Source organism: Actinopolyspora biskrensis (assembly GCF_013408175.1).
Lineage (GTDB): Bacteria > Actinomycetota > Actinomycetes > Mycobacteriales > Pseudonocardiaceae > Actinopolyspora > Actinopolyspora biskrensis.
In genome coordinates this window covers 1,032,744-1,055,732 of sequence record NZ_JACBYW010000001.1, presented here as the reverse complement: position 1 = coordinate 1,055,732, position 22,989 = coordinate 1,032,744, and the positions used below count along the sequence as shown (strand labels likewise).

Genomic DNA, 22,989 nt, shown 5'->3' with positions numbered 1-22,989 from the left:
CAGCGGTTCCGGAGAGAGGAGCGACATGCCGGAGCAGAACCACCCCACCGTGGCGGTCACCGGGGCCACCGGTGCGCTGGGCAGCAGGATCGCGGCCGAACTCGCCGAGCGCGGTGCTCCTCAGCTGCTCGTCGCGCGTGATCCGTCCCGGTTGCCCGAGCTCGTCGGGGCCGAGCCGCGCGGACCGGCTCACTACGACGACAAAGCGGCCATGCGGCAGGCACTGCGGGGCGCCTCCACCCTCGTGCTGATCTCCTCGCACCCCACCGGCAAACGGCTGGAGGAACACGCCACCGCCGTCGAGGCCGGACGGGAAGCAGGCATCAACCGGGTACTGTACGTATCGCTGATCGGTGCCGATGTGATCGCGACCTACCGCAACGCCCGCGACCACTGGCTGACCGAACAGTTCCTGACCGGATCCGGGCTCCGCCACACGGTGTTCCGCTCCGGCCTCTACGCCTCCACCCCGGCCGCTCTCGCCGACGACGAGCTCGTCGTACGCGGACCGGGCGGCTCCGGCCGGGCCGCCTTCGTCACCCACGAGGACATCGCCGCCGCGATCACGGCCGCAGCCCTCGACGAGGACAACACCGAGCACGACGGCGCCGTCCTCGACGTCACCGGTCCCGAAGCCCTGACCCTGGAGGAGATGGTCTCCCGGATCGCCGAATCCACCGGCAAGCCCTACCGCTACGAGGACGAGAGCCTCGAGGAGGCCTTCGAACGGCGGTGGCGGCTGGGCGTCAGCGGCGCGCAGATCGAAGCGTGGATCTCCTGGTTCCAGGCCATCGCCCGCGACGAGATCTCCGCGGTCACCGACGTCGTCCCCCGGCTGACCGGTTCCCCGGCGACCCCGGTGCGGAACACGGGGTGGTGGCCCGAGCCGAACACGGCGTGGTGACAGCTCGCCGCACGGTGCTTGGTTGGCGACACGTCGGCGACATCTCCTCGCGACGTGTCGACCACCCGATCGCAGTCGCCGAGAAACAGCGCACCCCGCGGGCGGGGCGGAGCCGGAGCGGCCGATATGGACTCGTCCGGACTCCGCCCCTGGCCGCCGCCCCTGGGGAAAACTCCCGATTATAGGCAAAATCGGGAACACTTCGCGAGCGCGACGATGACAACCGGATTTTTCGCCCCCGCCGAAAACCGGCGCTATCGACACGAACCTCGCTCCGCAGAATACCGTCACCGCGGAGCACATCCGCGCGGTCACCGATCTCGGGCGAAACATTCTCACCACCTCCAAAATTCCCCGCAGTCACCCACGTTCCGAACGTGTTCCCCCCTCCCGCGCGGATCCGGGAATCGAATCGGAAAACAACACCGAAAGACTATCCTTAAAGGACATAAACTTTGTCCGCGCAATCCTTCCCCGGCAGGGACGAACCGGGGAGCGCGCGCACGACCGCAACCGGCGTCCGGGTACGCCGTCCGTCCGCACGACCGCCCCGGCGCTCTTGACGGCGACGGCTCCTTTTGCTCTACTGCGCCGCCGATGGAAACGTTTCCACCGAAGAGTCGGCGAGGAGGTGGGTGTCCGTGGTCACGATCCGCGATGTCGCCGCGCGTGCCGGTGTCTCACAGGCCACGGCATCACGCGCGCTGACCGGGTCGGACTCCGTCTCGGCCGGCGCGGTGGCGCAGGTACAGGCCGCTGTCGACGAGCTCGGTTACCGGACGAACCGGGCGGCCCGTTCGCTGCGCACGCACCGCACGGACACGATCGGATTGCTCATCTCGGACGTGCGCAACCCCTTCTTCTCCGAGCTCTCCTATGCGATCGAGCAGGCCGCGGCCGAGCAGGGCATCGCCGTCATCACCACCAACGCCGACGAGCGAGTCGAGCGCCAGACCGACTCGTTGCGCGCGCTGACCATGCAACAGGTGGACGGACTCATCATCGTCCCCCAGGGAGGCGGAGCGTTCGAGGAGATCTCCGAGGACATTCCGGTGGTACTGCTCGACCGTCGGGTAACCGGTGCCGACGCGCCCGTGGTGCACTCCGACAACAGGGCGGGCTCACAGCTGATGATCGACCACCTCGTCGGTCTCGGGCACACCGACATCGCGCTGATCTCCGGACCGCAGGCGACTTCCACGGGCCAGGAGCGCTTCGCCGCGGCGATCGAGAGGCTGCACGGTCACGGATGCGGTCCCCGGGAGGACTGCCTCGTCGAGGGCGATTTCCAGCTTGCCAGCGGCTATCGGGCGGCGACCCGTCTACTGGACCTGCCGCGGCGACCGAGCGCGATCTTCGCCGGGGACAACCTCATGGCCTTCGGAGCGTTGCAGGCGATCAGGGAGCAGGGCCTGCGGATCGGTCATGACGTGGCTCTGGTGTCTTTCGACGACACGGACTGGTTCCCGCTGCTCGACCCCCCCATGACCGTGATCAGCCAGGACGTGCACGCCCTCGGGATGCGCGCGTTCGACACTTTGCAGGCGCGCATGGACGGCCAGGACGCGCAGGACGCATGTCTTCCGGTGCGGATCACGGTACGTGGCTCCTGCGGCGCCGGATCAACGGCTCTACGAGCGAGGAGGAGATCGTGACGGCATCCCCACTGCTCCAGCTTTCGGGTGTGCACAAGCGGTTCGGAGGTATCAAAGCCCTCGATCGCGTGGATCTGACGGTGCACGCGGGAACGGTGCACGCGTTGCTCGGCGAGAACGGTGCGGGCAAGTCGACGCTGATCAAGATGATCGCCGGTGTTCACGAACCGGACGCGGGCGAGATCTTCGTGGACGGCGTGCCGGTGCGCATCCCCGACACGGCCACGGCGGAGTCGTTCGGGATCGCGACCATCCACCAGGAGCTCAACCTCGTGCCGTCCATGACCGTGGCCGAGAACATCACCCTGGGGCGCACCCCGCGTCGATTGGGACTGGTCAACCGCGGTGAGATGCGTCGGATCGCGCAGGACGCCCTCGACCGGATCGGCTTGCGGGTGGACCTGGACCGCACCGTGGCAAGCCTCGGCATCGCCCACCAGCAACTGGTCGAGATCGCCAAGGCACTCAGCGTCGACGCCCGGCTGCTCGTGCTCGACGAGCCCACCGCGGCGCTGACCAGCACGGAGACGGAACACCTCTTCGAGATTCTGCGCAGCCTGAAAGACCGTGGTGTCGGGATGGTGTTCATCAGCCACCACCTCGACGAGATCGCCGCGGTCGGGGACTCGGTCACCGTCCTGCGCGACGGCTCGTTCGTCGACGAGGTGCCCGCCGACGCGCCGGAGTCCCAGCTCGTGCGCCTCATGGTGGGCCGAGGCATCGAGAAGCTCTACCCGCGCCGGGCTCCCGCGACGGGGCGGCCCCGTCTCGAGGTGCGCGAGCTCTCCAGCCAGGGCCGGTTCGACGAGGTCAGCTTCTCGGTCCGGGCCGGGGAGGTCGTCGGGCTAGCCGGATTGATCGGCGCGGGACGTACCGAGGTGCTGCGCGCGATCTCGGGAGTGGACAAGTACGACACCGGGCAGGTCCTCGTCGACGGCGCCCCCGTCAGGGGCCAGGACGTCTCCGCCGCTGTCTCGGCGGGCATCGGTCACGTTCCGGAGGACCGCAAGGAACAAGGTCTCGTGCTGGACTTGTCGGTGGAGGACAACCTCGGTCTGGCCACCCTGTCCCGAACATCCCGCGGGCCCCTTGCCGACCTTCGTGGTCAACGACGTCGAGCCCGCGAGGTCACCGACCAGCTCCAGATCAAAACGGACGACGTGCGCAGGCCCGTCGGCTCGTTGTCCGGCGGAAACCAGCAGAAGGTCGTCTTCGGCCGCTGGTTGCTGGCGGGCTCCGGAGTGCTGCTTCTCGACGAGCCGACCCGCGGGGTCGACGTCGGCTCCAAAGTCGAGATATACGAGCTCATCAACTCTCTCACCAGCAACGGCGGCGCCGTGCTGCTCGCGTCGAGCGAGCTCCCCGAGGTCCTGGGCATCAGCGACCGGGTACTCGTCATGGCAGGCGGTCGAGTCGCGGGGGAACTGCCGAGTGCGGAAGCAACCCAGGACGCCGTCATGTCCCTCGCGGTCAAGGAGGTCGAACCCACCCATGTCCAGTGACACCACCACCAGCCCCCCGCGGGCGGAGACGCGATCCACCAGGCAGCGGATCAGCGCCCTGCTCGCGGAGAACGGAGCTCTGGTCGGCCTGCTGGTCATCTGCCTCGCGATGTTCATCGCCACCCCCGAGTTCCTCACGGCCCGCAACCTGCTCAACGTCGGTAATCAGGCAGCAGTGGTGGCCATCCTCGCTTTCGGCGTAACCCTCGTCATCGTCGCCGCCGGGATCGACCTCTCGGTGGGCAGCGTCGCCGCGTTGTCGGCCATCGGGTCGGGGTGGATAGCCGCCACGGGCCTGCCCGGCGTTCTCGGGCTCGTCGGAGGTCCCGTCCTCGGGATGCTCGCCGGGCTGGTCAGCGGCCTGGCTGTCGCCTACGGCAGGCTGCCCAGCTTCATCGCGACACTGGCGATGCTGTCCGTCGCACGCGGCCTGACGCTGGTGATCTCGGGTGGGCGACCGGTACTGATGCCGCCGGAGATCAACTGGCTGGGCGCCGAGATCGGACCGGTGCCCGTTCCGATCCTGGTGATGCTCGTGATGTTCGCGATCACCGCCTTCGTGCTCAACCGCACCGTCTTCGGCCGCTCGCTGTACGCCATCGGCGGCAACCACGAAGCCGCGCGACTGTCCGGACTGCCGGTGAAGCGGATCACCGCACGTGCTTATGCGCTCAGCGGCCTCTTCGCGGGGATCGCGGGACTGGTCCTCGCCGCGCGCCTGGAATCCGCCCAGCCCCAGGCTGCCGACACCTACGAGCTCGACGCCATCGCGGCCGTGGTCATCGGAGGTGCGAGCCTCGCCGGCGGCAGGGGGAAGGCCACGGGGACCCTGGTCGGAGCGCTCGTGCTCGCCGTCATACGCAACGGTCTCAACCTGCTCAACGTCTCCGCGTTCTGGCAGCAGGTCGTGATCGGACTCGTCATCGCTCTCGCCGTTGGCGCTGACGTACTGCGCCGCAGGGTTTCCTGAGGCCGCTGCTCGCGGTGCCCGGCGACGCGGCGAGACGTCGCGACTCACGTGCCGGCTGACCGACCAGCCGAGCGAGCCATTCCGCCAAATCCCGAAGTTCCGCCCCGATCCGATTCCCGGAGGAGAGTTCCGTTGAAAACAACACGCCTGGTCCGTGCGATGGTGGTCGCCCTCATCGCGTGCCTCACGGTGGGCATGACGGCGGCCTGTAACCGCGGTGGTGGCAACGAGGGCACGAAGATCGTGTTCGCGGTGTCCACACTCAACAACCCGTACTTCATCTCGTTGCGCGACGGCGCCCGAGCCGCCGCGCAGCGGGCGGGCGTCACGATCGAGGTCGTCGACGCCCAGAACGATGCGACGACGCAGCAGAACCAGCTCGCCAACGCGGTCACACAAGGCGCCGACGCCGTGCTGATCAACCCGGTCGACTCGAAGGCCGCCGCTGCCGCGGTTCGACCGGCGCTCGACGCCGACATCCCCGTTGTCGCGGTGGACCGCTCGGTTCAGGACGAACAAATCACCTCCACCGTGCGCAGCGACAACGTCGCGGGCGGCAAGAAGGCGGCGACCGCGCTGGCCGATTCGATCGACGAGAAGGGCGAGGTCATCGCCCTGCAGGGCGTACCGGGGACATCGGCGAGCCGCCAGCGCGGTGAAGGGTTCGACCAGGGCATCGAGTCCTACTCGGACATCGACGTCGCCGCGAAGCAGCCCGCGAACTTCAGCAGGACCAAGGCTTTGAACGTCACCACGAACCTGCTGCAGAGCAATCCCGATGTCGCGGGGATCTTCGCCGAGAACGACGAGATGGCCCTCGGCGCCGTCCAGGCACTCAGCGATCGCGCGGCGCAGGAGGTCGAAGTGGTCGGCTTCGACGGCACCGAAGAGGGGATGAAGGCGGTCGCCGATGGCGAGATGGCCGCCACGATCGCCCAACAGCCGGCCAAGCTCGGCAGGACCGCGGTGAACCTCGCCGAGAAGGCCGTCTCGGGCAAGAAGGTGCCCGAGCAACGGTCGGTCGAGGTCAAGACGGTCACGAAGCAGAACGTGGAGAAGTTCCGCCAGTGAGCCCACATGTCACGGTGATCGGGTCGATCAACGTCGACCTGTTCGCACAAGTTCCGCACCACCCGCGTCCCGGCGAGACGATCCTCGGCGACAGCGGGCAGCGCGCCCCGGGCGGCAAGGGCGCCAACCAGGCCCTCGCCGCCCGGGGCCAGGGGGCTGAGGTCGCCCTCGTGGGCGCTGTCGGCTCGGACAGCGACGCTGCCATCGCGACCGAGCGGCTGCGGACCGCAGGGGTCGACCTGGAGGAACTGAGGGTGACCACGGAAGCTCCCACGGGGCTCGCGGCCGTCACCGTCTCCGCCGACGGCGAGAACACCATCGTCGTGCTCCCCGGCGCCAATGCTTCCGTGACGCCCGAGGACGTACGGTCCGCCGTGGTGCGAGCTGCCGAACAGCGCATCGTGCTCCTGCAGGGCGAACTTCCGCGGGAAACCACGGAAGCCGCGGTCCGGCGAGCCGGCAGTGACGGCCACCGCGTCGTGCTCAACCTCGCTCCATGGGGTGAGATCGCCCCCGATGTGCTGCGAACGGTCGACCCGCTGGTGCTCAACGAGCACGAGGCAGCGGCGGTCGCCACCGCCCTGGCGCTCGAGATTCCGGAGGAGCCCGCGGAGCTGGCCACCGCGCTGGCTTCCTCCGGGATCCGATCGGTCGTGCTCACGCTCGGCCCGCGCGGTGCCGTGGTGGCCGACGAGTCAGGGGCGCGGGCCGTGCCGGCACCGTCGGTGAGTGCGGTGGACACCACCGGTGCCGGTGACGCCTTCATCGGCGGGCTGGTAGCCCGGCTGGCCGCGGGCGACGACCTGCTCACGGCCACCTCACATGCCGTCCGGGTAGGTGCGTACTCGGTACGGCACCCGGGCGCGCAACCATCGTATCCGACCACAGAGGACGAGCTCCCGTGAAACGAACCGGAATCCTCAACACCGAGCTCGCGGCCCACTGTGCGGCTCTCGGCCACACCGACCGCGTGGCCGTCGTGGACTGCGGCTTGCCCATCCAAGCCGAGGTGCCGACCGTTGACCTCGCTCTGGTCCACGGCGTACCGACGTTCGAGGAGACGCTGGCCGCGCTGCTGGACGAGCTGGTCGTCGAGGCGCACACCTACGCCTCGGAGTCCGAGGGCGAAACCTGCCTGCAGCTGTTGTCCGCCGAAGCCGACCGGCTGGGACCGGGCCGGAACGTGCCGCACCAGGACCTCAAGTCCCTGGTCGGCGAGTGCGCGTTCGCTGTCCGAACGGGCGAGGCCACGCCTTACGCGAACGTGGTGCTGCACTGCGGTGTTGCCTTCGGCCGGTGAGACCGACTCCGGACGTGCACCGGGCTCCACGGCATGCTCGGAACCAGACTCTGGAGCGGTGGCCAGGCCGACAGTGGCTACGCGGGCGCCGGCACCGCGGCCGAACGGCCCACCGGCACCCCTGCCACGAGCCCGGCCGCTCCGCCGCCGATGAAGGCCGGTCTGTGTCACGCCGAGGAGAGCTCCACGGGGCGGAGCCGGGGGCGTCCGGGTTCCGGGAAGAGCGGACCCGGCCCCATCCGGCGGTGTGAGCAGTCTCCCGATCACGGGGTGGACACTTGGCCGTACCGACCCGCATCCGGTGAACTCGTGGCATGAGGGAACCACGGTGACCGCTGCGGAGCCCGGCGGCCTGACGAACACCGCGAACGGTGCCCGAGACCGCGCCGAAGGCACGAGCGGCGGCAGATGGCTCCTGCTGCTCCTGCTGACCACGGTGCTGACCCAGACCGCCCTGAACCTCATCCGCCCCCTGATCTCCTACCGGGTGATCGCCCTGGGAGGCGACGGGCTCTCGATCGGCCTGGTCACGGCCGCCTTCGCCGTGCTTCCTGTGCTCGTCGCCGTCCCCCTGGGCCGAATGGCCGACCGCACCCGTCGCGGCTGGATCATCCTGGCCGCGGGCGTGCTGCTGCTCGCGGGCGGAGCGGCGTCCCTGGGCGTGACCGCCTCGGTGTTCGCCGTTGCCGCGTCCAACGCGGTGCTCGGGCTGGGGCACCTGGTGTTCATGCTCGCCGCCCAGGGGGCCGTGGCAGCGCTCTCCCCGGCGCACAGCCTGGACCGCAACTTCGGATGGTTCACCGCGGCCGCCTCCGCGGGGCAGCTCGTGGGCCCGGCGTTGTCGGGCCTGCTGCTCGGCGGCACACACGATCGGCACCTGGCACAGGCCACCACGGAGGCGTTCTGGGTGGCCGCGGCCGCGGCGCTGCTGGCGCTGCTGCCCGCACTGCTGTCCGGAATCCGCAACGGGGGGAGTTCTCGCGCGGAAACCACCCGAAAGCCCTCGACGACGGCGCTGCTGCGCATGCCCGGGGTACCGTCCGGCCTCTTCGTCAGCCTCGCTCTGCTCGCCGGTCTGGACCTGATCACCGCGTACCTTCCGTTGATCGCCGAGAGCAGGGGGATCGCCCCCGCCGTGGTCGGGCTGCTGCTGTCGCTGCGCGCGGGTGCCTCCATCGCCTCCCGCCTGCTTCTCGACCGCCTGCTCCGGTTCTTGGGACGCACCACCCTGGTGACCGCGAGCTGCTCGGTGGCCGCCGCCGGGATGCTGGTCGTGTCGCTGCCCACGACCGGTGCCCTCGGCATGGCGGCGGGACTGCTCGTGGGTGGTTTCTTCCTCGGGGTGGGACAGCCGCTGACCATGACCCACGTGGTCACGGCCGTACCCGAAACGGCCCGCAGCACCGCCCTGGCGCTGCGCCTGATGAGCAACCGCGTGGGCCAGGTGGCCCTGCCGTTCGCGGCGGGGATCATCGCGGGACCGGTGGGGGCCGCAGGGGCCCTGTGGGTGGGTGCGGGCATCCTGGCCACGGCCGGGCTCGTCCCGCAAACCCGAAAACTCCGGGCCGGGCGGAGCGAGGGGGCCGCGGCTGGGGACAACTCCCAGTTATAGGCAAAATTGGCACACCCCCCGCCGAGGTCCCGCGCTCTCCGGCGCGTCAGGAGTCACGTGCGCTTGCGGGCCCGCAGGACGGTGTCCCGCAGAACGATCCCGTTCCCCTCGTGATTGCCGCGCCCCTCGTGACCGTGATTACCGGCGTGCTCGGCGTGATCAGCGTGCTCGGCGACCGAGCGGGTCCTGGTCTCGGCGACGACGATCTCCCACCGCCGCGGATCGAGGTCGGCCGCGATCTCCTCGGCAGTGAAGTGCACCTGCGGGCCCGACGCCCGCGCGGCGGAGTGGGAGTCGGACGGGTGATGGCCGACGACGAGCAGCGTGCCGCCCGGCGCGACCGCCGCCGCCAACCGGCGGAACAACACCTCGCGCGAGCCCGCCGGGTGCACGTAGTGGCTGGTGACCAGGTCGTAGCTCTCCTCCTCGGGAACCCAACCGGTCAGGTCCGCCTCGACCCAGCTGATCCGGCCGGTGACCTCGGCGCCGAACGTCCCGGCGCGTTCACGCGCCCGGCGCAGCGCCGCAGTGGCGATGTCCACCGCCGTCACCCGCCAACCACGCGCGGCCAGCCAGCAGGCCTCGGCACCGCGCCCACAACCCGCGTCCAGTGCCGTACCGGGGGCGAGCCGGTCGAGCTCGGCCACGAGCTGCGGATCGGGATCATCGGCGCGGGCCGCGATGTGGCCACTGTGCTGCTCTTCCCAGTACGCCCTGTCGAATTCTCGGGACACAACGATTCCTTTCCCCGTTCACAGTCCGTGACGGCGTTCTCCCAGCACCAGTTCGCAGTTGCGGGCCTCGTTCTCGGGTGAGAACGGCGATCTGCGGGCGGAGACCGCCCGCTCGGTCTCCTCGGTGACCAGCTCGGCGTTGATCCGGGCCGCCGTGGCGGCCCCCGCCGCAGCGGCGTTGCCGACCTGGGCGGACAGCTCGGTGACGTTGCCCGCGACCCACACCCCGGGAACCTCGGTACGTCCTGCCGCGTCGCAGGGGATGTGCTCCCCGACTCCCGCCGGGTGCTCGACGGGACGCAGCCCGAGCTCGGCCAGGAAACCGGCACGCGCGGTCATCCGCGGCGAGACCACCAGCGCTTCGCGGGCGACCGTCGTTCCGTCGGCCAACCGCACGCCGGTGAGGCGCTGCTCGGCGGTTTCCACGGCCGCCACCTCGCGATCGACGACGCTGACGCCGCGGGCGGCCAGCTTCTCCGCCTCCTCACCGGTCGGCGGCGCCGTGGTGTGGGCGAAGAACACGACGTCGGCGCTCCACTGGCGGAACAGCAGCGCCCGGTGCACCGACATCGGACCGGTGGCCAGCACCCCGATCGCCCGGTCCCGGAACTCCCAGCCGTGGCAGTACGGGCAGTGCAGCACGTCCTCCCCCCACCGGTCCCGCAGGCCGGGGATGTCCGGCAGCTCGTCGACCAGCCCGGTCGTCACCAGCAGTCGACGCGCGCGAACCGTCCGGTCGTCGGCCAACCGCACCGCGAACCCGGACCGGTCCCGAGAAGCGGTGGCGACCTCGCCGGCCAGCACCTCTCCGCCGTAACCACGCACCTCCGCCCGGCCACGTTCCAGCAGCTCGGCCGGAGACGTCCCGTCGAACGCCAGCAGGCCGTGCACGCCCGCGGCCGGGGCGTTGCGCGGAGCGCCCGCGTCGATCACCACCACCGAGCGCCGCGCCCGGGCCAGCATCAACGCCGCGTTCAACCCGGCGGCCCCGCCGCCGATCACCACCACGTCGTAGTCGTTGCTCAGTTGCTCGGTCATCACGACCACCTCCACGACCACCGTGCTGACCCGTCCCCAATTTTGGCAAACTTTATTGCCAATGTGGCAAAATGAAGGTATGGACGACGACATCGACCAAACGCTCGACGCGGTCGGCCCCCGCCTGCGCGCGCTGCGCAAACAGCGCGAAACCACGCTGACCGAGCTGTCGGCGGCGACCGGCATCTCGACGAGCACCCTCTCCCGCCTGGAATCCGGCGACCGCAGGCCCACCCTCGAACAACTCTTCCCCCTGGCCAAGGCCCACGGCGTCACCCTCGACGAACTCGTCGACGCCCCGCCCACCGGCGACCCGCGCATCCACCCGCGGCCGATCACCCGCGGCGGGATGACCATGCTGCCGCTGACCCGCCGCGCAGGCGGCATCCAGGCCTACAAGATCGTGCTCCCGGCCGGTCACCACCGGCAGGAACCCGATCCGCGCACCCACGAGGGCTACGAGTGGCTCTACGTCCTCAACGGACGGCTGCGGCTCGTCCTCGGTGAGCACGACATGGAACTCACCCCCGGCGAGGCCGCCGAGTTCGACACCCACGTCCCGCACTGGTTCGGCCCCGCCGACGCCGAACCCGTCGAGTTCCTCAGCCTGTTCGGCAAACAGGGCGAACGCGCCCACCTGCGCGCCGCCCCGAGGAAGAACACGTCCGAGTGACCCGTTGCGCCGGCGCGCGGTGCCATCCGTTCGGCGGCTCCACATCCTCGACGGAATCGATCACCCTGGCCGGAGAGCGGTCCTCATCACCGCACCCGAACCGGAGGGCAGCCGCGATGACCCCCGACAGCCGCAGGCAGACATCGGCGACCCGCAGCGACCCCACCACCGACCCTGCCGGCACCGTCCGGGTGCATCCGGACGACCGGCCCGGTGACCCCACGGCCCGGCGAGTCATCAAAACCGCGGGCGGGCAGTGGCACACCCTGACCCACCCGCGTCCCGCAGCGGTTCCGGAAGAGCCGGAAGGGCTCGGCGACTGGCCGCGTCAACCGCTGGCTCACCTGGCCCTGGTGTTGAGCCGCGCCGCGCGCCCCACCTCCCGTGGACAAGGAGCACGACGCGGCCGGGTCGAGCGCCTCCCGGTCCGCCACCGCGTGCCCGCCCAGCGGAACAACGTCGCGGACCACTCGGGCGCACCGTCGTTCTGGGAGGTCGCCAAGGCCTACTGCCGCGCGTTCATCCGCACCGACGACCGCCTGAAGGAGCACGAACGCCGCGCGGACCGCGACAACCGCTGAAACCGGGCAACACGCGTGCCCGGCAGGAGTTCAGCACCGGGGCGGGGGACTCGTGGGCCCGTCCCCCGTGTGCCGCACTCAGGACAACGGGGTGTGGGCCGGGTCCACCCGCTCGTCCTCCCGGACGGGGCCCGGCGGGGTGCCGCTGCCGAACGGACTCCCGCCGAGGGACTCACGCCCGTGGGGACCCGTCCACCCGGACAGGTCCGGCCCGTCGGGGACGATACCGGTGGGATTGATGTCGCTGTGGACGATGTAGTAGTGCTGCTTGATCTGCTCGAAGTCCACCGTGTCGCCGAAGCCGGGAGTTTGGAACAGGTCCCGCGCGTAGGCCCACAGCACGGGCATCTCGGTGAGCTTGTGGCGGTTGCACTTGAAGTGCCCGTGGTAGACGGCGTCGAAACGCGCCAGGGTGGTGAACAGCCGCACGTCGGCCTCGGTGATCGAGTCACCGACGAGGTAGCGCCGGTTCCGCAGCCGGTCCTCCAGCCGGTCGAGCGCGGTCCACAGGCGCTGGTAGGCCTCGTCGTGGGCGGACTGGCTGCCCGCGAAGCCGCAGCGGTACACACCGTTGTTCACCTCGGTGAACACGTACCGGCTGACCTCGGCGATCTCGTCCCGGTGCTCGGCGGGCAGCAGATCGGGAGCGCCTGCGCGGTGGTACTCGCGCCACTGCGTCGACAGGTCGACCGTGATCCGGGCGAAGTCGTTGGTGGCCACCGCTCCCGTGGTCGTGTCCACGAGCGCCGGGACCGTGATCCCCCGCGAGTAGTTCGGATCGCGCCGGAAGTACGCCTCCCGCAGGCGTTCGAACCCCAGCACCGGGTCGCGCCCGCCCGGATCGAGGTCGAACGTCCACGAGCGGGAGTCGTGCGTGGGCCCGGCCAGGCCCAGCGAGATCACGTCCTCCAGACCCAGCAGCCTGCGCACGATGACCGCCCGGTTCGCCCACGGGCAGGCGCGGGCGGCGATCAGCCGGTACCGCCCCGGTTCGACGGGAAAACCGTCGCGCCCGTCGGCGGTGACGCGGGTGTCGATGTAGCGGGTGTCGCGGACGTACTCCTCGCCCCGGACCGGGTACGCTCCACCCTGGCTGTGCTCGGGCCGCGCGGACCCTGCGGTGCTTCGCGCGCCCTCGGAGGCATCGCTCACGCTCCCGAGACTACGACGGTTCGGCCCGGTCGGCACCGTGCGAACCCGTCACCCACCGAGCCGGGGAACCCGGCGGCCAGGAGTGCCCCGCTCACCGAGCCGACGAAGACCCGCCCGCGCCAGTTTCGGCCAGCCGCCGCGGAGGTGCAGGGTGGAAAGGAGCACCACAACGACCACGAGGACCGGGGGCACCGATGAGCGAGCACAGCCGCGAGGAGATCCACGTCGAAACGTCCGGCAAACGCCTGCGAGCCGTGCTCGGGGGCCGCGTCGTGGCCGACACCCGACAGCCGGTCCTCGTCTGGGAGCACCCCTACTACCCCACCTACTACGTTCCTGCGGCCGACGTGCGCGCCGGGCTGAAGGACACCGGCGAGGTGCGGCACTCGCAGCGGCTGGGCGAAGGCACGATCCACGACGTGGTCACGGACTCGAGCAGCGCCCCGGGCGCCGCGATCAGCTATCGGGATTCCCCGCTGACGCGGCTGCGCGGCCTCGTCCGGATCGACTGGAACTCGATGGACGAGTGGTTCGAGGAGGACGAGCCCGTCTACGTCCACCCGCGCGACCCGTACAAGCGGGTCGATATCCTGGCGAGCTCGCGGCACGTGGAGGTGCGGCTCGACGGAACGACCGTGGCCGACTCGAACCAGCCGCGGATCCTGTTCGAAACCGGACTGCCACCCCGCTACTACCTCCCGCTGACCGACGTGCGGATGGATCTGCTGCGCCCCAGCGACCACGTGACCCGCTGCCCGTACAAGGGGACCGCGACCTACTGGAACGTGGTCACCGAGCAGGCCGAGCACACCAACGTGGTCTGGATCTACCGCACACCGCTGCCGGAGAGCCAGCGCATCGCCGGGCTGGTCTGCTTCTACGACGAACGCGTGGACGTCCACCTCGACGGCGAGCACCAGCAACGCCCCGACACCCCGTTCGGCTGATGCCGCCGGGCGGCTCGCCGCTCACCGGTGACACGTGCGCTCCCCTCCGGAGAGGACGATCGGCCGTCCCCGGCACCGGACGGAGCCCGGACGACGATCAGCAGTGATCCTGCTCTTCGGCCAGGTTCGCGGCATCCCGGTTCGCCGCGCGCGTCCCGACCAGGACGAACGCCATCACGACCGCGAAGCACGCGAAGCCGATGATCACTCCGAGCGCACCACCCGTGTCGAACACCGCGAGCACGACGCCGATCAGCACACTCACCGGAGCCAGCACGTAACCGCTCCGCGCAGAGCCCACCACAACCAGGGAGCCGCCGCCCGGTGTCCGGCCTGCCAGGCCCGCTCGGAAGCCATGGTCCGTTTGGTCCTGAGCCCGACCCTCTGGTTCCGGCCCAACTTCCCCCGAGTGGTGCCCCGGCGAACGTCGTCGAAGACCCCGGCCACCATCAACATGCCGGCAGCCAGGCCGATCATCGCCCCGAGCCCGACCATGCGCACCTCCCGCCGACACCTCGCCGCTTCCCCACCCGCATGATCCACACCATCGCCCCGGTCCGTCGAGCCTGGACAACACCTGCGAGACCGCTGACCGAGGCGGGACCGGTGGCGCGAGCCCGTTTCCGACTACAGCGGGCACTACTACCAGCCACACTCCGGGCCGCCACCTCATTCGACGGTGTTTCACCGCCGACACACGGACGAATTCGTGGTGTGATCGACACTATGCGACGAGGACGCAACGGGCACCGGTGCGAACCGGACACCTCACGAATCGGTCTGTGGCGCTGCGAAGCGTGCGGGCAACAGTGGGAGATCCACGGGGTCGCCGACAACCCCCGCGTGCGCAAGGTCAGCCGCATCGGATGGTTCCTCGCCAAACTCTTCGGTTGAGCAACACCGTCCACACTGCCGACACGCCGCGCGCAGTCGGCACGCACCCGCACGAGAACCACCTCCCGCTATCCGGGGACACACCACCACTACCCCAGAACTGCCGGGTCATCCGGGGAAACCGGCATCCGTTCGAACACCCGCGAACGACAACTCCATAACGTCCGCACCGGCCCCGCACCCCGTTCGGCGCGGAACACCGGCGGCGAGCCGCCCTTTCCGCCACGGAAAGCCGACCGCGAAAACCGTGACTGCCCGCGATGCCCCACCGCGGGAGGTGTTAGAACTACACCCGAGGTGTCACGGGGCCGGACACGTCGAAGCCCCGTACGGAAACGCCGCCGGCTCGGGGATCGGCAGCGTCGCAAGCCCGGCCACGAACCATCCGGAAAACCTCCGCGAGCACTTTTCGTCCCGAACCGCTCCCACCACGAGGAGGCAACCTTGATCACCGGCAGCGAACCGGAGGAGCAGGACTCCCCCGACCGGCCCGACGCCGACGGCCACGACGAACAACACGCTGCCGAGATCGACCCGCTGGTGGACCGGGCACGCCGGCTGTTCCGCTTTCTCGCCGAATCCCAGCGGCTGCGCACCAAACCCGTGCACACCGTCGAGAACTACGAGTGGGTCCGCTGGACCTCCGAGATCCCGCACCACCCGGCGATCTCGCTCGCGGGCCGCGACAGCACTCCGGACGGGGACGACCACGTGCTCAGCGTGGCGCGGCTGCCCCACCGGCCCGCTCCTGCCCCCTCCACGGCCCTGGCCGAGTGGCTCGACACTCCCGGGGACGCCCCCGAACGGGCACCACAGCTGCACAGGAGCATCCCGGACGGGACCCGTCCGCAGCAGGAACGCGACTCCGAGCAGACCGGACCTGAGCGGCTCCACCTCGACGACCACCCGGAGATCAGCAGGGCCTACGACGAGTGGATCGAACAGTGGCGGTCCTGGGCCGAGCGGGAACTGTCCGAACGGCCCGTGCGCGGGCTGTACAACGAACTGTTCACCACCTACACCGAACTCGGCAACAACCCCGAATCCCTGGAACTGGTTCTCGGCCTCGGCTGCCTGAGCTGGCAGCCGAACAACGGGTCGAGCATCAAGCGGCACCTGCTGACCACGGCCGCCGACATCCGGCTCGACGACAGCTCCGGCACGATCACCCTCACACGTTCGAATGAAAATGTGGAGAACTTCACCCTCGAACGGGACATGCTCGCCCCGGAACTGATCACGGACGCGAGCAAGCTCAACGAGCTGAGCAGCGAGGCCGCCCGGATCACCACCCACCCGCTCGACCGCGCCGAGCCCGCGGACGTGATCCGGCGCTTCGTGCACACCCTCGACGCCGACGGGCAGTACCACGACGAGGACACACCCTCCCAGGCGCAGCCGTATCCCGTGGCGACCTTCGCACCGGCGATCGTCCTGCGGAAGCGCTCGCAGCGCGGCATCGTGCGCATCTTCGACTCGATCACCGAACAGCTCGCCGAGAACGGCACCGTCCCCGCGGGCGTCCGCCCGCTGGTCGACCCCGACCAACAGCCTTCCGCATCCGACGACCGGACCGCCACGAAGCAGCGGGAGACCATCGACGAGGAAACCTTCCTCCCGCTGCCGGTCAACGAGAAACAGCTGCGGGTCGTCCAGCACGCCGACACCGAACCGCAAACCCTGGTCCAGGGACCCCCCGGCACCGGCAAGACCCACACCACCGCCGCGCTGCTGGCCCACCTGCTCGCCCAGGGCAAACGCGTGCTGGTCACCGCACACACCGACCGCGCGCTGCAGGAGGTCCGCGACAAGCTCCCCGACGAGATCAAGCCCCTGTCGGTGGCGGTGGTCGGCACCTCCCGCCAGGACATGTCCGACCTGCGGGTGGCCGTGGACAACATCGCCGACAACGCCCACGAGCACGACGGCGACCGCACCGCCGAGATCGTCGCTGAGTGCTCGAACAGGATCGACGAGGCCCGCCGCGAACGCGCCCGGCTGCACCACCAGCTGATCGAGGCGCACCGGCACGAGCACGAAGAGCACTCCGTGGCCGGTTACCACGGCACGCTCTCCGAGATCGCCCGGCAGCACACCGCCGAGGCCGAACGCCACGAGTGGCTGGCCGAGTTCGTCACCGCCTCCTCCGACAGCACCCCGCCGCTGGGCAACACCGAGATCGGCGAGTGGTACGGCGCGCTGTTCGACCGGGAGACCTCCGCCGAGGAACCGTGGGCACGGCAACGGCTGCTCGAACCGGCCGAACTCACCGCTCCCGAGAAGTTCGCCGACCTGGTGGACGCCGAGGCACAGGCCCGCGACCACGAGCGGCAGTACGACGAGCTCAAGGAGCACACCGCGTTCGACGCGGTCAGCGCGCTGGACCACGCCACCCGTGAAACGCTGCGGGGCCGGCTGCACGAGCTGGCCGACACCGCTGACGAACTCGCCCACCGGCGGGAAACGTGGATGAGCGCGGCACTGGACGACGTGCTCGCGGGACGAAGTGACCTCTGGCGCTCCCGCGCGGACAAGCTCGAGGAGCTCGTCAACCGCTGTGCGACCGCGCTGAACCAGCTGGACCAGCTGACCGAGGTGCGGGCCACCGGGGACGTCTCCGCACTGGTCAACCTGGCCAACGGGGTGCTCGAGCAGCTGCGGAAGGGCGCCAGGATCAAAATCCGCGCCGACGGCACCCCGAAGCTCGGTCTGTTCACCGCGAAGTGGATCAAGCACGCCGCACCGCTCTTCGACCAGGTCCGGGTCGACGGCACCCCACCCACCACGGTCGAACAGCTGTCGGCGTTCCTGCACTGGGTGGAAGCCGACAGAACACTGGCCGCGCTCGACCGCACCTGGCCCGAGGACGTGGTGATCCCCGCCGAGGACACCCTGCGCGAGCGGCTCGACTGGCACATCACCGAGCACAAGCAGCTGGGGCGGGTGCTCGAACTCGGCGGCGAGCTGGAAACCGAACAACAACGGCTGGCCCGGGCCGGACTGCCGCAACCGGACTGGAACGACCTCGCCGCGGTGCGCCGCTACGCCGCGCTCGTCGACGCCGCGGGGGCCGTGGAAGCCAGAACCACCGCGAGCGCGCCGCTGGACGAACTCGACAAGCACCTGGAGGAGACCACACGCTGGACCGACACCGGTGAGTGCGTGCACGGGCTGCTCGAGGCCGTGCGGGCCCGCGACCACGAGACCTACGCCGCGCACCACCGGAGGCTGCTGCACCTGCTGGAGGCCAGGCGGCGGGTCCGACGGCGCGAGGAGCTGGAACAGCGCCTGGAGGAGGCCGCGCCGCGGCTGCGCGCCGCGATCGAGGCGGAACCGGAGGACAGCCGCTGGGCCGAGCGACTGGCCGACTTCGAACGGGCCTGGTCGTGGCTGGCCGTGCGCTCCTGGGTGCTGGAGCAGCACACCACCGACGAGAACGAGCTGCAAGCCCGGATCAACAGCCTCGAGAACGTCATCCGGGAGCAGAACGAACGGCTGTGCGCCACCCGGGCGTGGAGCCACGCGGTCGATCCCGAACGGCTCGGGGGCAACGCGCGGGCCGATCTCCGCCAGTACTCCAACCTCGTTCGCCGCCTGGGCAAGGGAACCGGCACGCACGCGGAACGGCGGCGTGCCGACATCCGCGACGCCATGATGCGCTGCCGCCCCTCCGTGCCGGTGTGGATCATGCCGATCTACCGGATCGCCGAGCAGTTCCGGATCCGGCCGGACATGTTCGACGTGGTCGTGGTCGACGAGGCCTCCCAGGCCGGGCTGGAGGCGATCTTCCTGCAGTACATGGCACCGCGGATGGTCGTCATCGGCGACGACAAGCAGGTCTCGCCGATGGGTGTGGGGCTGAACCAGGACGAGCTGCGCAAGCTCGCCGGGCAGTACATCGCCGACGACCCCTACAGGGCCTCCTGGGAGGACCCGCAGCACAGCCTGTTCGACGACGCCAAGATGCGCTACGGCGGGCAGATCACGCTGACCGAGCACCGGCGGTGCGTGCCCGAGATCATCGAGTTCTCCAACCGCATCGCCTACCGGCCGGACAACATTCCGCTGAGCCCGGTGCGCCAGTACGACGCCGACAGGCTCGAACCGTTCCGGGCCCGCCACGTCACCGAGGGCTACCGGACGGGCAAGAGCAACGAGCCCGAGGCCGAGGCCGTCGTCGCGGAGATCGTGCGCTGCCTCGACGATCCCCGGTACGCGGGCAGGACGTTCGGGGTCGTCTCGCTGATGGGCGACGACCAGCAGGCCCGGCTGATCGAGCGCAAACTGCTGGAGCGGATCTCCCCCCAGGAGATGGAGAGCCACAGGCTGCGCTGCGGAACACCACCCGACTTCCAGGGCGCCGAACGCGACGTGGTGTTCCTGTCCATGGTGGAGGCACGGCGCGCGGACAAGCGGATGAGCTCGCTGACCGGTCTGCAGCACGTGCAGCGCTACAACGTGGCGGTCTCCCGCGCCAAGGACCAGGTCTGGCTGTTCCACTCGGTGAGCCTGTCCGAGCTGCACAACCGGGAGGACATGAGGTTCCAGCTCCTCGAGCACTGCTACGGCATGATCGACGGCAGTGCCCGCACGGACTCCGGCGAGCTGGTGGGAACCGTCTCCGAGGACCAGCGCGACACCGTGTTCGACTCGCTGTTCGAACAGCGGGTGTTCAACCGGCTGGTCACCCGCGGCTACTCGGTGATCCCGCAGTACCCCGTGGGCCCCTACCGCATCGACCTGGTGGTGATCGGCTCCAAGGCGCGGATGGCCGTCGAGTGCGACGGCGACGCCTGGCACGGCCCGGAAGCCTACGAACGCGACCTCGCCCGCCAGCGTGAGCTGGAACGCTGTGGGTGGACCTTCCACCGCATCCGGGAGTCCTCGTTCCACGTGGACCAGGGCCGCGAGCTCGAGACGCTGTGGAAGGCCCTGCACGAGCAGGGAATCCACCCCAGGGGCGCCGAACCCGAGACCGTGGACCAGGCCGTGGAGGAAACCGTGGAGGCGGCACTCGCCGACGCGGCCCCCGTGGTCGAGCCGGACACCGCACCCGCGGAGCCGTCCACACCGGAAACCACTCCGGATGCCGGGACCGAGACGCGCCGCACGGAAACCGACGACACCGCGAACTCGCCGGTCGTGGTGGACGCACCGGCCGTCGTGAACAGCGGAGGTCAGGTCGCCGAGCACGCGAGCACGGCCGACGGCGTGGAGCCGGAGCCCCGTGCCGAGGATCCGGAGCTCACCGACGAGGGGGTTGTTTCCGAGCACGCGGACCACGTGGAGCACAGCGGCGCACTGCCGCATCCGCAGAGCCTCACGCGCGAGCAGCTCGCCGAAGGAATGCGCGAGATCGTGGCCGTCGAGGGGCCGGTACTCGGCGATCGGTTGGGCAAGCTCTACGCCCGCGCCTACGGCGGGCGGCGCACCAAGGAGATCACGAAAGCCCTCCACGCCGCCATCTCCACTGCGGTGGACAACGACATGCTGGTGCAGGACACGCCACTGGGGGAAAGCGAAATCAAGGACCGCACATTCCGGTTGCCCGAACAACCACCGGTGCACGTGCGCACCGCCGGGCCACGCTCCATCGACGAGATCCCGCCCCGGGAACTGGCGACCGTGCTGGCCCAGCAGGCCCGCCAGCACGGCTGGCAGGACGAGAAACGACTGTTCCGAGCCGTGCTGCACCGGTTCGGCTGGCGACAGTTGAGCACGAAAGCACAGCAGCGGCTACGGACGATCAAACCGCTGGTGGCTGAAGAGGAGGTCTAGTCCCTCGTCAGCTCGGAAAGCACACAAAACGCCCCGCGATTCCGCACGAACGGGAACCGCGGGGCGTTTTCGTGTGTCCGCGCGGGGTCAGAATCCGGCGTTGCCGTTGCAGCTGACCACCGCGTACTGACCGTTGCTGGTGTTCTCGGCCAGGACTTCCCCGTCGACGGTGATCTTGCAGGTGATGTCGCCGCCACCCTGCCCGTTCTGGGCGCTCAGGCTGTAGAAGTCCATCCCCTCGGCGGCCTCGGCCGTTTTCGACCACGGCAGCTCGGCGTTCGTGTTCTGGCTGGTCTGACCACCCCTGCCGAAGGTGATGGAATTCGCGCCGCCGGAGCCGGTGACCTCGTAGACCACCTCACCTGCCCCGGAACCACCCTGATCGCCGCCGGAGCCGTCCTGGTTGGTGCCGGACGGAGAACTCGACCTGTCCGCCCCCGGCCCCCGGTTCACATCGTCAAAGTGCTTGTCCACCTGGTTGGCGAACACCGCGAACACGACGATGGAGACGATGAAGGCGATCACTCCGGTCACGAGCCCGATGTAGCTCACGACCATGTTCGTGGCCGTGCCCTTGTGGGAGCGCACCACGGCGATGATCCCGAAGATGATCGCCAGCGCCCCCAGGATGAATCCCAAGAAGCCGATGATCGGAATCCAGGCAAGGCAGATCCCGATGATCCCCAGCACCAGGGCGGTGACGCCCATGCCGTTCTTCGGCGCCGCAGCCGGCGTCCCCGGCTGCTGATTCGTGTCCGTCACTCTCTCTCCTCATCAAAACGCCACAGCGTCCCCAGGAACATCGGCTCGATCACCAACCTCCTTTCGGGACGTGGAGTCACGAAAAAGGCACGATCGGAACACGCGCACCTCTACCAGCACCGGGACATCCTGCCCCGCGGTGAGCGCCGGAACGAGGCAGTCCGTCTCGACGATCGGGCTGCCACAGGGCCCTGCTGCAGGAAGCCGAACGGGCGGAACAGGCCGAGAACCCGCCGAGTGAGATTCTCACCGTACTAGGTGACTGAAACAGCCCTGGTCAGAAGAACGCCAGCTCGTGGCTTCACCCCGTGGCCGTGACAACCGGAGAACCTCGCCTCAGCGGAGTTCCTTTACCGTGACGCACTCGCGCTGGGATGTGAGCGCCTGACCGCGGCGAAGTAGCGGTTCGCACTCCGCGTGAACATCAGCGCCGTTGCGCTGACCACGCACGCGATGTGGGTCAGCCGTACGGCGAGGAAAATCCAGCCCCACGTGCCGCCATCGCTGAACGCCCGCACGAAAGTTTGCCCGTTGACCATGGCAATGGCCGCCGGAACGATGAGCGAAGCGAGACCGATGATGGAGAGCAGGACGGTCAGAGCAGCACGTGCCCATCGCCGTCCTTTCCGGAAGTTCGTGATCAGGGCCGTAGCTAGCGTGTAGACGACGAGGCGCACGGCTATCCCCACCCACACACCCGAGCCGAGTGCTCCCGCGTGCACAGCCTGGATGACGGCGAGGACCGATTCGAAGACGCCGGCCGCCACCGCGACCGCCCAGATGATCACCGCTCGCCGCACGTTGGCGGGAATGTCCATGACATCGAACTCTGCCATCTCACGTACGAGACGGCAGGAAAACACCAAAATCCGCGCCCCGATCAGACCTTCCCGAGCCAGCATCCTTGACCTTGCCCTGGAAGCGGTCCTCGGGTGGGGCCACCAATGGACTCGGTGCGGGACTGCTGGACTCCGCGAGCGGGACTCGCCAACCACGGTGAGCGCCGGAACGAAGCAGTCCGTCTCGACGATCGGCTACTCGACCGACCAGATCATCCCGAAACGAATTCGCGGACGGTCCCTTCCGGATAACTTGGTCATGTGCGCTACTACGTTCCTCCCAAGCCTCCGCCCGTGAAGTGTTCGAGCAGGACGGCGTGGTGGTTCGCCGTGATCTGCGCAGTCTTCTTCGGACTGTCCGCGCTCATCATGACGACGTATCTCGCCATGCCCTACGCAGCCGGAACCATCGGGTCGTCCGGTCGGCTGGTGGTTTGGCTGTGCAACACTGTCGTCTTCGCAAGCACGACCTACTCCTGGCGAGCGGCTTACCACAGGGCCTTGCGGCAGGAAGCCGAGCGAGCGGAACAGGCCGAGAACCCGCCGAGCGACTGACAACGGGCTCCGCGCCGGGCAG

Annotated in this window: 21 protein-coding genes; 14 read left to right on the top strand and 7 right to left on the bottom strand. The window is 69.5% G+C overall.

Annotated elements, in window-relative coordinates; all coding sequences use genetic code 11:
* The first annotated feature begins 25 nt into the window (after positions 1-25).
* From FHR84_RS04555 to FHR84_RS04520, 8 genes are all read left to right on the top strand, one after another.
* Positions 26-904 (top strand): NAD(P)H-binding protein, encoded by an 879-nt coding sequence (locus FHR84_RS04555; protein ID WP_179534129.1) that lies wholly within the window; start codon positions 26-28, stop codon positions 902-904.
* Positions 905-1,539: 635 nt separating this feature from the next.
* Entirely contained in the window at positions 1,540-2,559 is a 1,020-nt protein-coding gene (locus FHR84_RS04550; RefSeq protein ID WP_343075145.1) for a LacI family DNA-binding transcriptional regulator, read from the top strand.
* On the top strand, positions 2,556-4,061 hold the full coding sequence (locus FHR84_RS04545; protein WP_179534128.1) for an ATP-binding cassette domain-containing protein: 1,506 nt from the start codon (positions 2,556-2,558) through the stop codon (positions 4,059-4,061). The genes FHR84_RS04550 and FHR84_RS04545 overlap by 4 nt, the downstream gene beginning before the upstream one ends.
* Positions 4,051-5,031 carry an ABC transporter permease gene (locus FHR84_RS04540; RefSeq protein WP_179534127.1) on the top strand — a complete coding sequence of 327 codons (981 nt, stop codon included), beginning with the start codon at positions 4,051-4,053 and terminating at the stop codon, positions 5,029-5,031. The genes FHR84_RS04545 and FHR84_RS04540 overlap by 11 nt, the downstream gene beginning before the upstream one ends.
* A gap of 159 nt (positions 5,032-5,190) precedes the next feature.
* Positions 5,191-6,102 carry a substrate-binding domain-containing protein gene (locus FHR84_RS04535; protein WP_179534415.1) on the top strand — a complete coding sequence of 304 codons (912 nt, stop codon included), beginning with the start codon at positions 5,191-5,193 and terminating at the stop codon, positions 6,100-6,102.
* Positions 6,099-7,007, top strand: coding sequence for a PfkB family carbohydrate kinase (locus FHR84_RS04530; protein ID WP_179534126.1), 909 nt, complete (start codon positions 6,099-6,101; stop codon positions 7,005-7,007). Before FHR84_RS04535 ends, FHR84_RS04530 begins: the two co-directional genes overlap by 4 nt.
* Positions 7,004-7,402: a D-ribose pyranase gene (gene rbsD, locus FHR84_RS04525; protein ID WP_179534125.1), complete on the top strand. Its 399-nt coding sequence runs from the start codon at positions 7,004-7,006 to the stop codon at positions 7,400-7,402. The genes FHR84_RS04530 and rbsD overlap by 4 nt, the downstream gene beginning before the upstream one ends.
* Positions 7,403-7,730: 328 nt before the next feature.
* Positions 7,731-9,014, top strand: a complete 1,284-nt coding sequence (locus FHR84_RS04520) for an MFS transporter (protein WP_218861951.1) — start codon at positions 7,731-7,733, stop codon at positions 9,012-9,014.
* Positions 9,015-9,067: 53 nt separating this feature from the next.
* Here the strand turns inward: FHR84_RS04520 and FHR84_RS04515 are convergent, their stop codons facing one another.
* Both FHR84_RS04515 and FHR84_RS04510 read right to left on the bottom strand, forming a co-directional pair.
* A complete protein-coding gene (locus FHR84_RS04515; protein WP_179534124.1) occupies positions 9,068-9,748 on the bottom strand; it encodes a methyltransferase domain-containing protein in 681 nt (226 codons plus the stop codon).
* A gap of 18 nt (positions 9,749-9,766) precedes the next feature.
* Positions 9,767-10,786 (bottom strand): NAD(P)/FAD-dependent oxidoreductase, encoded by a 1,020-nt coding sequence (locus FHR84_RS04510; RefSeq protein WP_179534123.1) that lies wholly within the window; start codon positions 10,784-10,786, stop codon positions 9,767-9,769.
* A gap of 79 nt (positions 10,787-10,865) precedes the next feature.
* On the opposite strand from FHR84_RS04510, the gene FHR84_RS04505 reads away from it, so the two are divergent.
* Both FHR84_RS04505 and FHR84_RS04500 read left to right on the top strand, forming a co-directional pair.
* On the top strand, positions 10,866-11,459 hold the full coding sequence (locus tag FHR84_RS04505; RefSeq protein ID WP_179534122.1) for a helix-turn-helix domain-containing protein: 594 nt from the start codon (positions 10,866-10,868) through the stop codon (positions 11,457-11,459).
* Between the two features lie 116 nt (positions 11,460-11,575).
* Positions 11,576-12,040, top strand: a complete 465-nt coding sequence (locus FHR84_RS04500; RefSeq protein ID WP_179534121.1) for a hypothetical protein — start codon at positions 11,576-11,578, stop codon at positions 12,038-12,040.
* A 78-nt stretch (positions 12,041-12,118) separates the two neighbouring features.
* Here the strand turns inward: FHR84_RS04500 and FHR84_RS04495 are convergent, their stop codons facing one another.
* The gene (locus tag FHR84_RS04495) at positions 12,119-13,192 is read right to left on the bottom strand and encodes a glutathione S-transferase C-terminal domain-containing protein (protein ID WP_179534120.1); all 1,074 of its coding nucleotides are present in this window, start codon (positions 13,190-13,192) and stop codon (positions 12,119-12,121) included.
* Between the two features lie 194 nt (positions 13,193-13,386).
* Here FHR84_RS04495 and FHR84_RS04490 point away from each other — a divergent pair, with 194 nt between their 5' ends.
* Positions 13,387-14,139, top strand: coding sequence for a DUF427 domain-containing protein (locus FHR84_RS04490; RefSeq protein WP_179534119.1), 753 nt, complete (start codon positions 13,387-13,389; stop codon positions 14,137-14,139).
* A 97-nt stretch (positions 14,140-14,236) separates the two neighbouring features.
* Here FHR84_RS04490 and FHR84_RS04485 read toward each other — a convergent pair whose 3' ends face one another.
* Positions 14,237-14,416: a hypothetical protein gene (locus FHR84_RS04485; RefSeq protein ID WP_179534118.1), complete on the bottom strand. Its 180-nt coding sequence runs from the start codon at positions 14,414-14,416 to the stop codon at positions 14,237-14,239.
* Positions 14,401-14,634, bottom strand: a complete 234-nt coding sequence (locus tag FHR84_RS04480; protein ID WP_246300259.1) for an SdpI family protein — start codon at positions 14,632-14,634, stop codon at positions 14,401-14,403. The genes FHR84_RS04485 and FHR84_RS04480 overlap by 16 nt, the downstream gene beginning before the upstream one ends.
* 231 nt (positions 14,635-14,865) lie before the next feature.
* Between FHR84_RS04480 and FHR84_RS04475 the strand changes: the two genes are divergently transcribed.
* Together FHR84_RS04475 and FHR84_RS04470 are read left to right on the top strand one after the other, a co-directional pair.
* Positions 14,866-15,033, top strand: a complete 168-nt coding sequence (locus FHR84_RS04475; RefSeq protein WP_179534116.1) for a hypothetical protein — start codon at positions 14,866-14,868, stop codon at positions 15,031-15,033.
* Positions 15,034-15,477: 444 nt separating this feature from the next.
* The gene (locus FHR84_RS04470; protein ID WP_179534115.1) at positions 15,478-20,811 is read left to right on the top strand and encodes an AAA domain-containing protein; all 5,334 of its coding nucleotides are present in this window, start codon (positions 15,478-15,480) and stop codon (positions 20,809-20,811) included.
* 87 nt (positions 20,812-20,898) lie between these two features.
* Here the strand turns inward: FHR84_RS04470 and FHR84_RS04465 are convergent, their stop codons facing one another.
* Positions 20,899-21,573, bottom strand: coding sequence for an MmpS family transport accessory protein (locus FHR84_RS04465; protein WP_179534114.1), 675 nt, complete (start codon positions 21,571-21,573; stop codon positions 20,899-20,901).
* A gap of 350 nt (positions 21,574-21,923) precedes the next feature.
* Positions 21,924-22,409, bottom strand: a complete 486-nt coding sequence (locus tag FHR84_RS04460; RefSeq protein WP_179534113.1) for a hypothetical protein — start codon at positions 22,407-22,409, stop codon at positions 21,924-21,926.
* A gap of 297 nt (positions 22,410-22,706) precedes the next feature.
* Here FHR84_RS04460 and FHR84_RS04455 point away from each other — a divergent pair, with 297 nt between their 5' ends.
* The gene (locus FHR84_RS04455) at positions 22,707-22,967 is read left to right on the top strand and encodes a hypothetical protein (RefSeq protein ID WP_179534112.1); all 261 of its coding nucleotides are present in this window, start codon (positions 22,707-22,709) and stop codon (positions 22,965-22,967) included.
* The last annotated feature ends 22 nt before the right edge of the window (positions 22,968-22,989 follow it).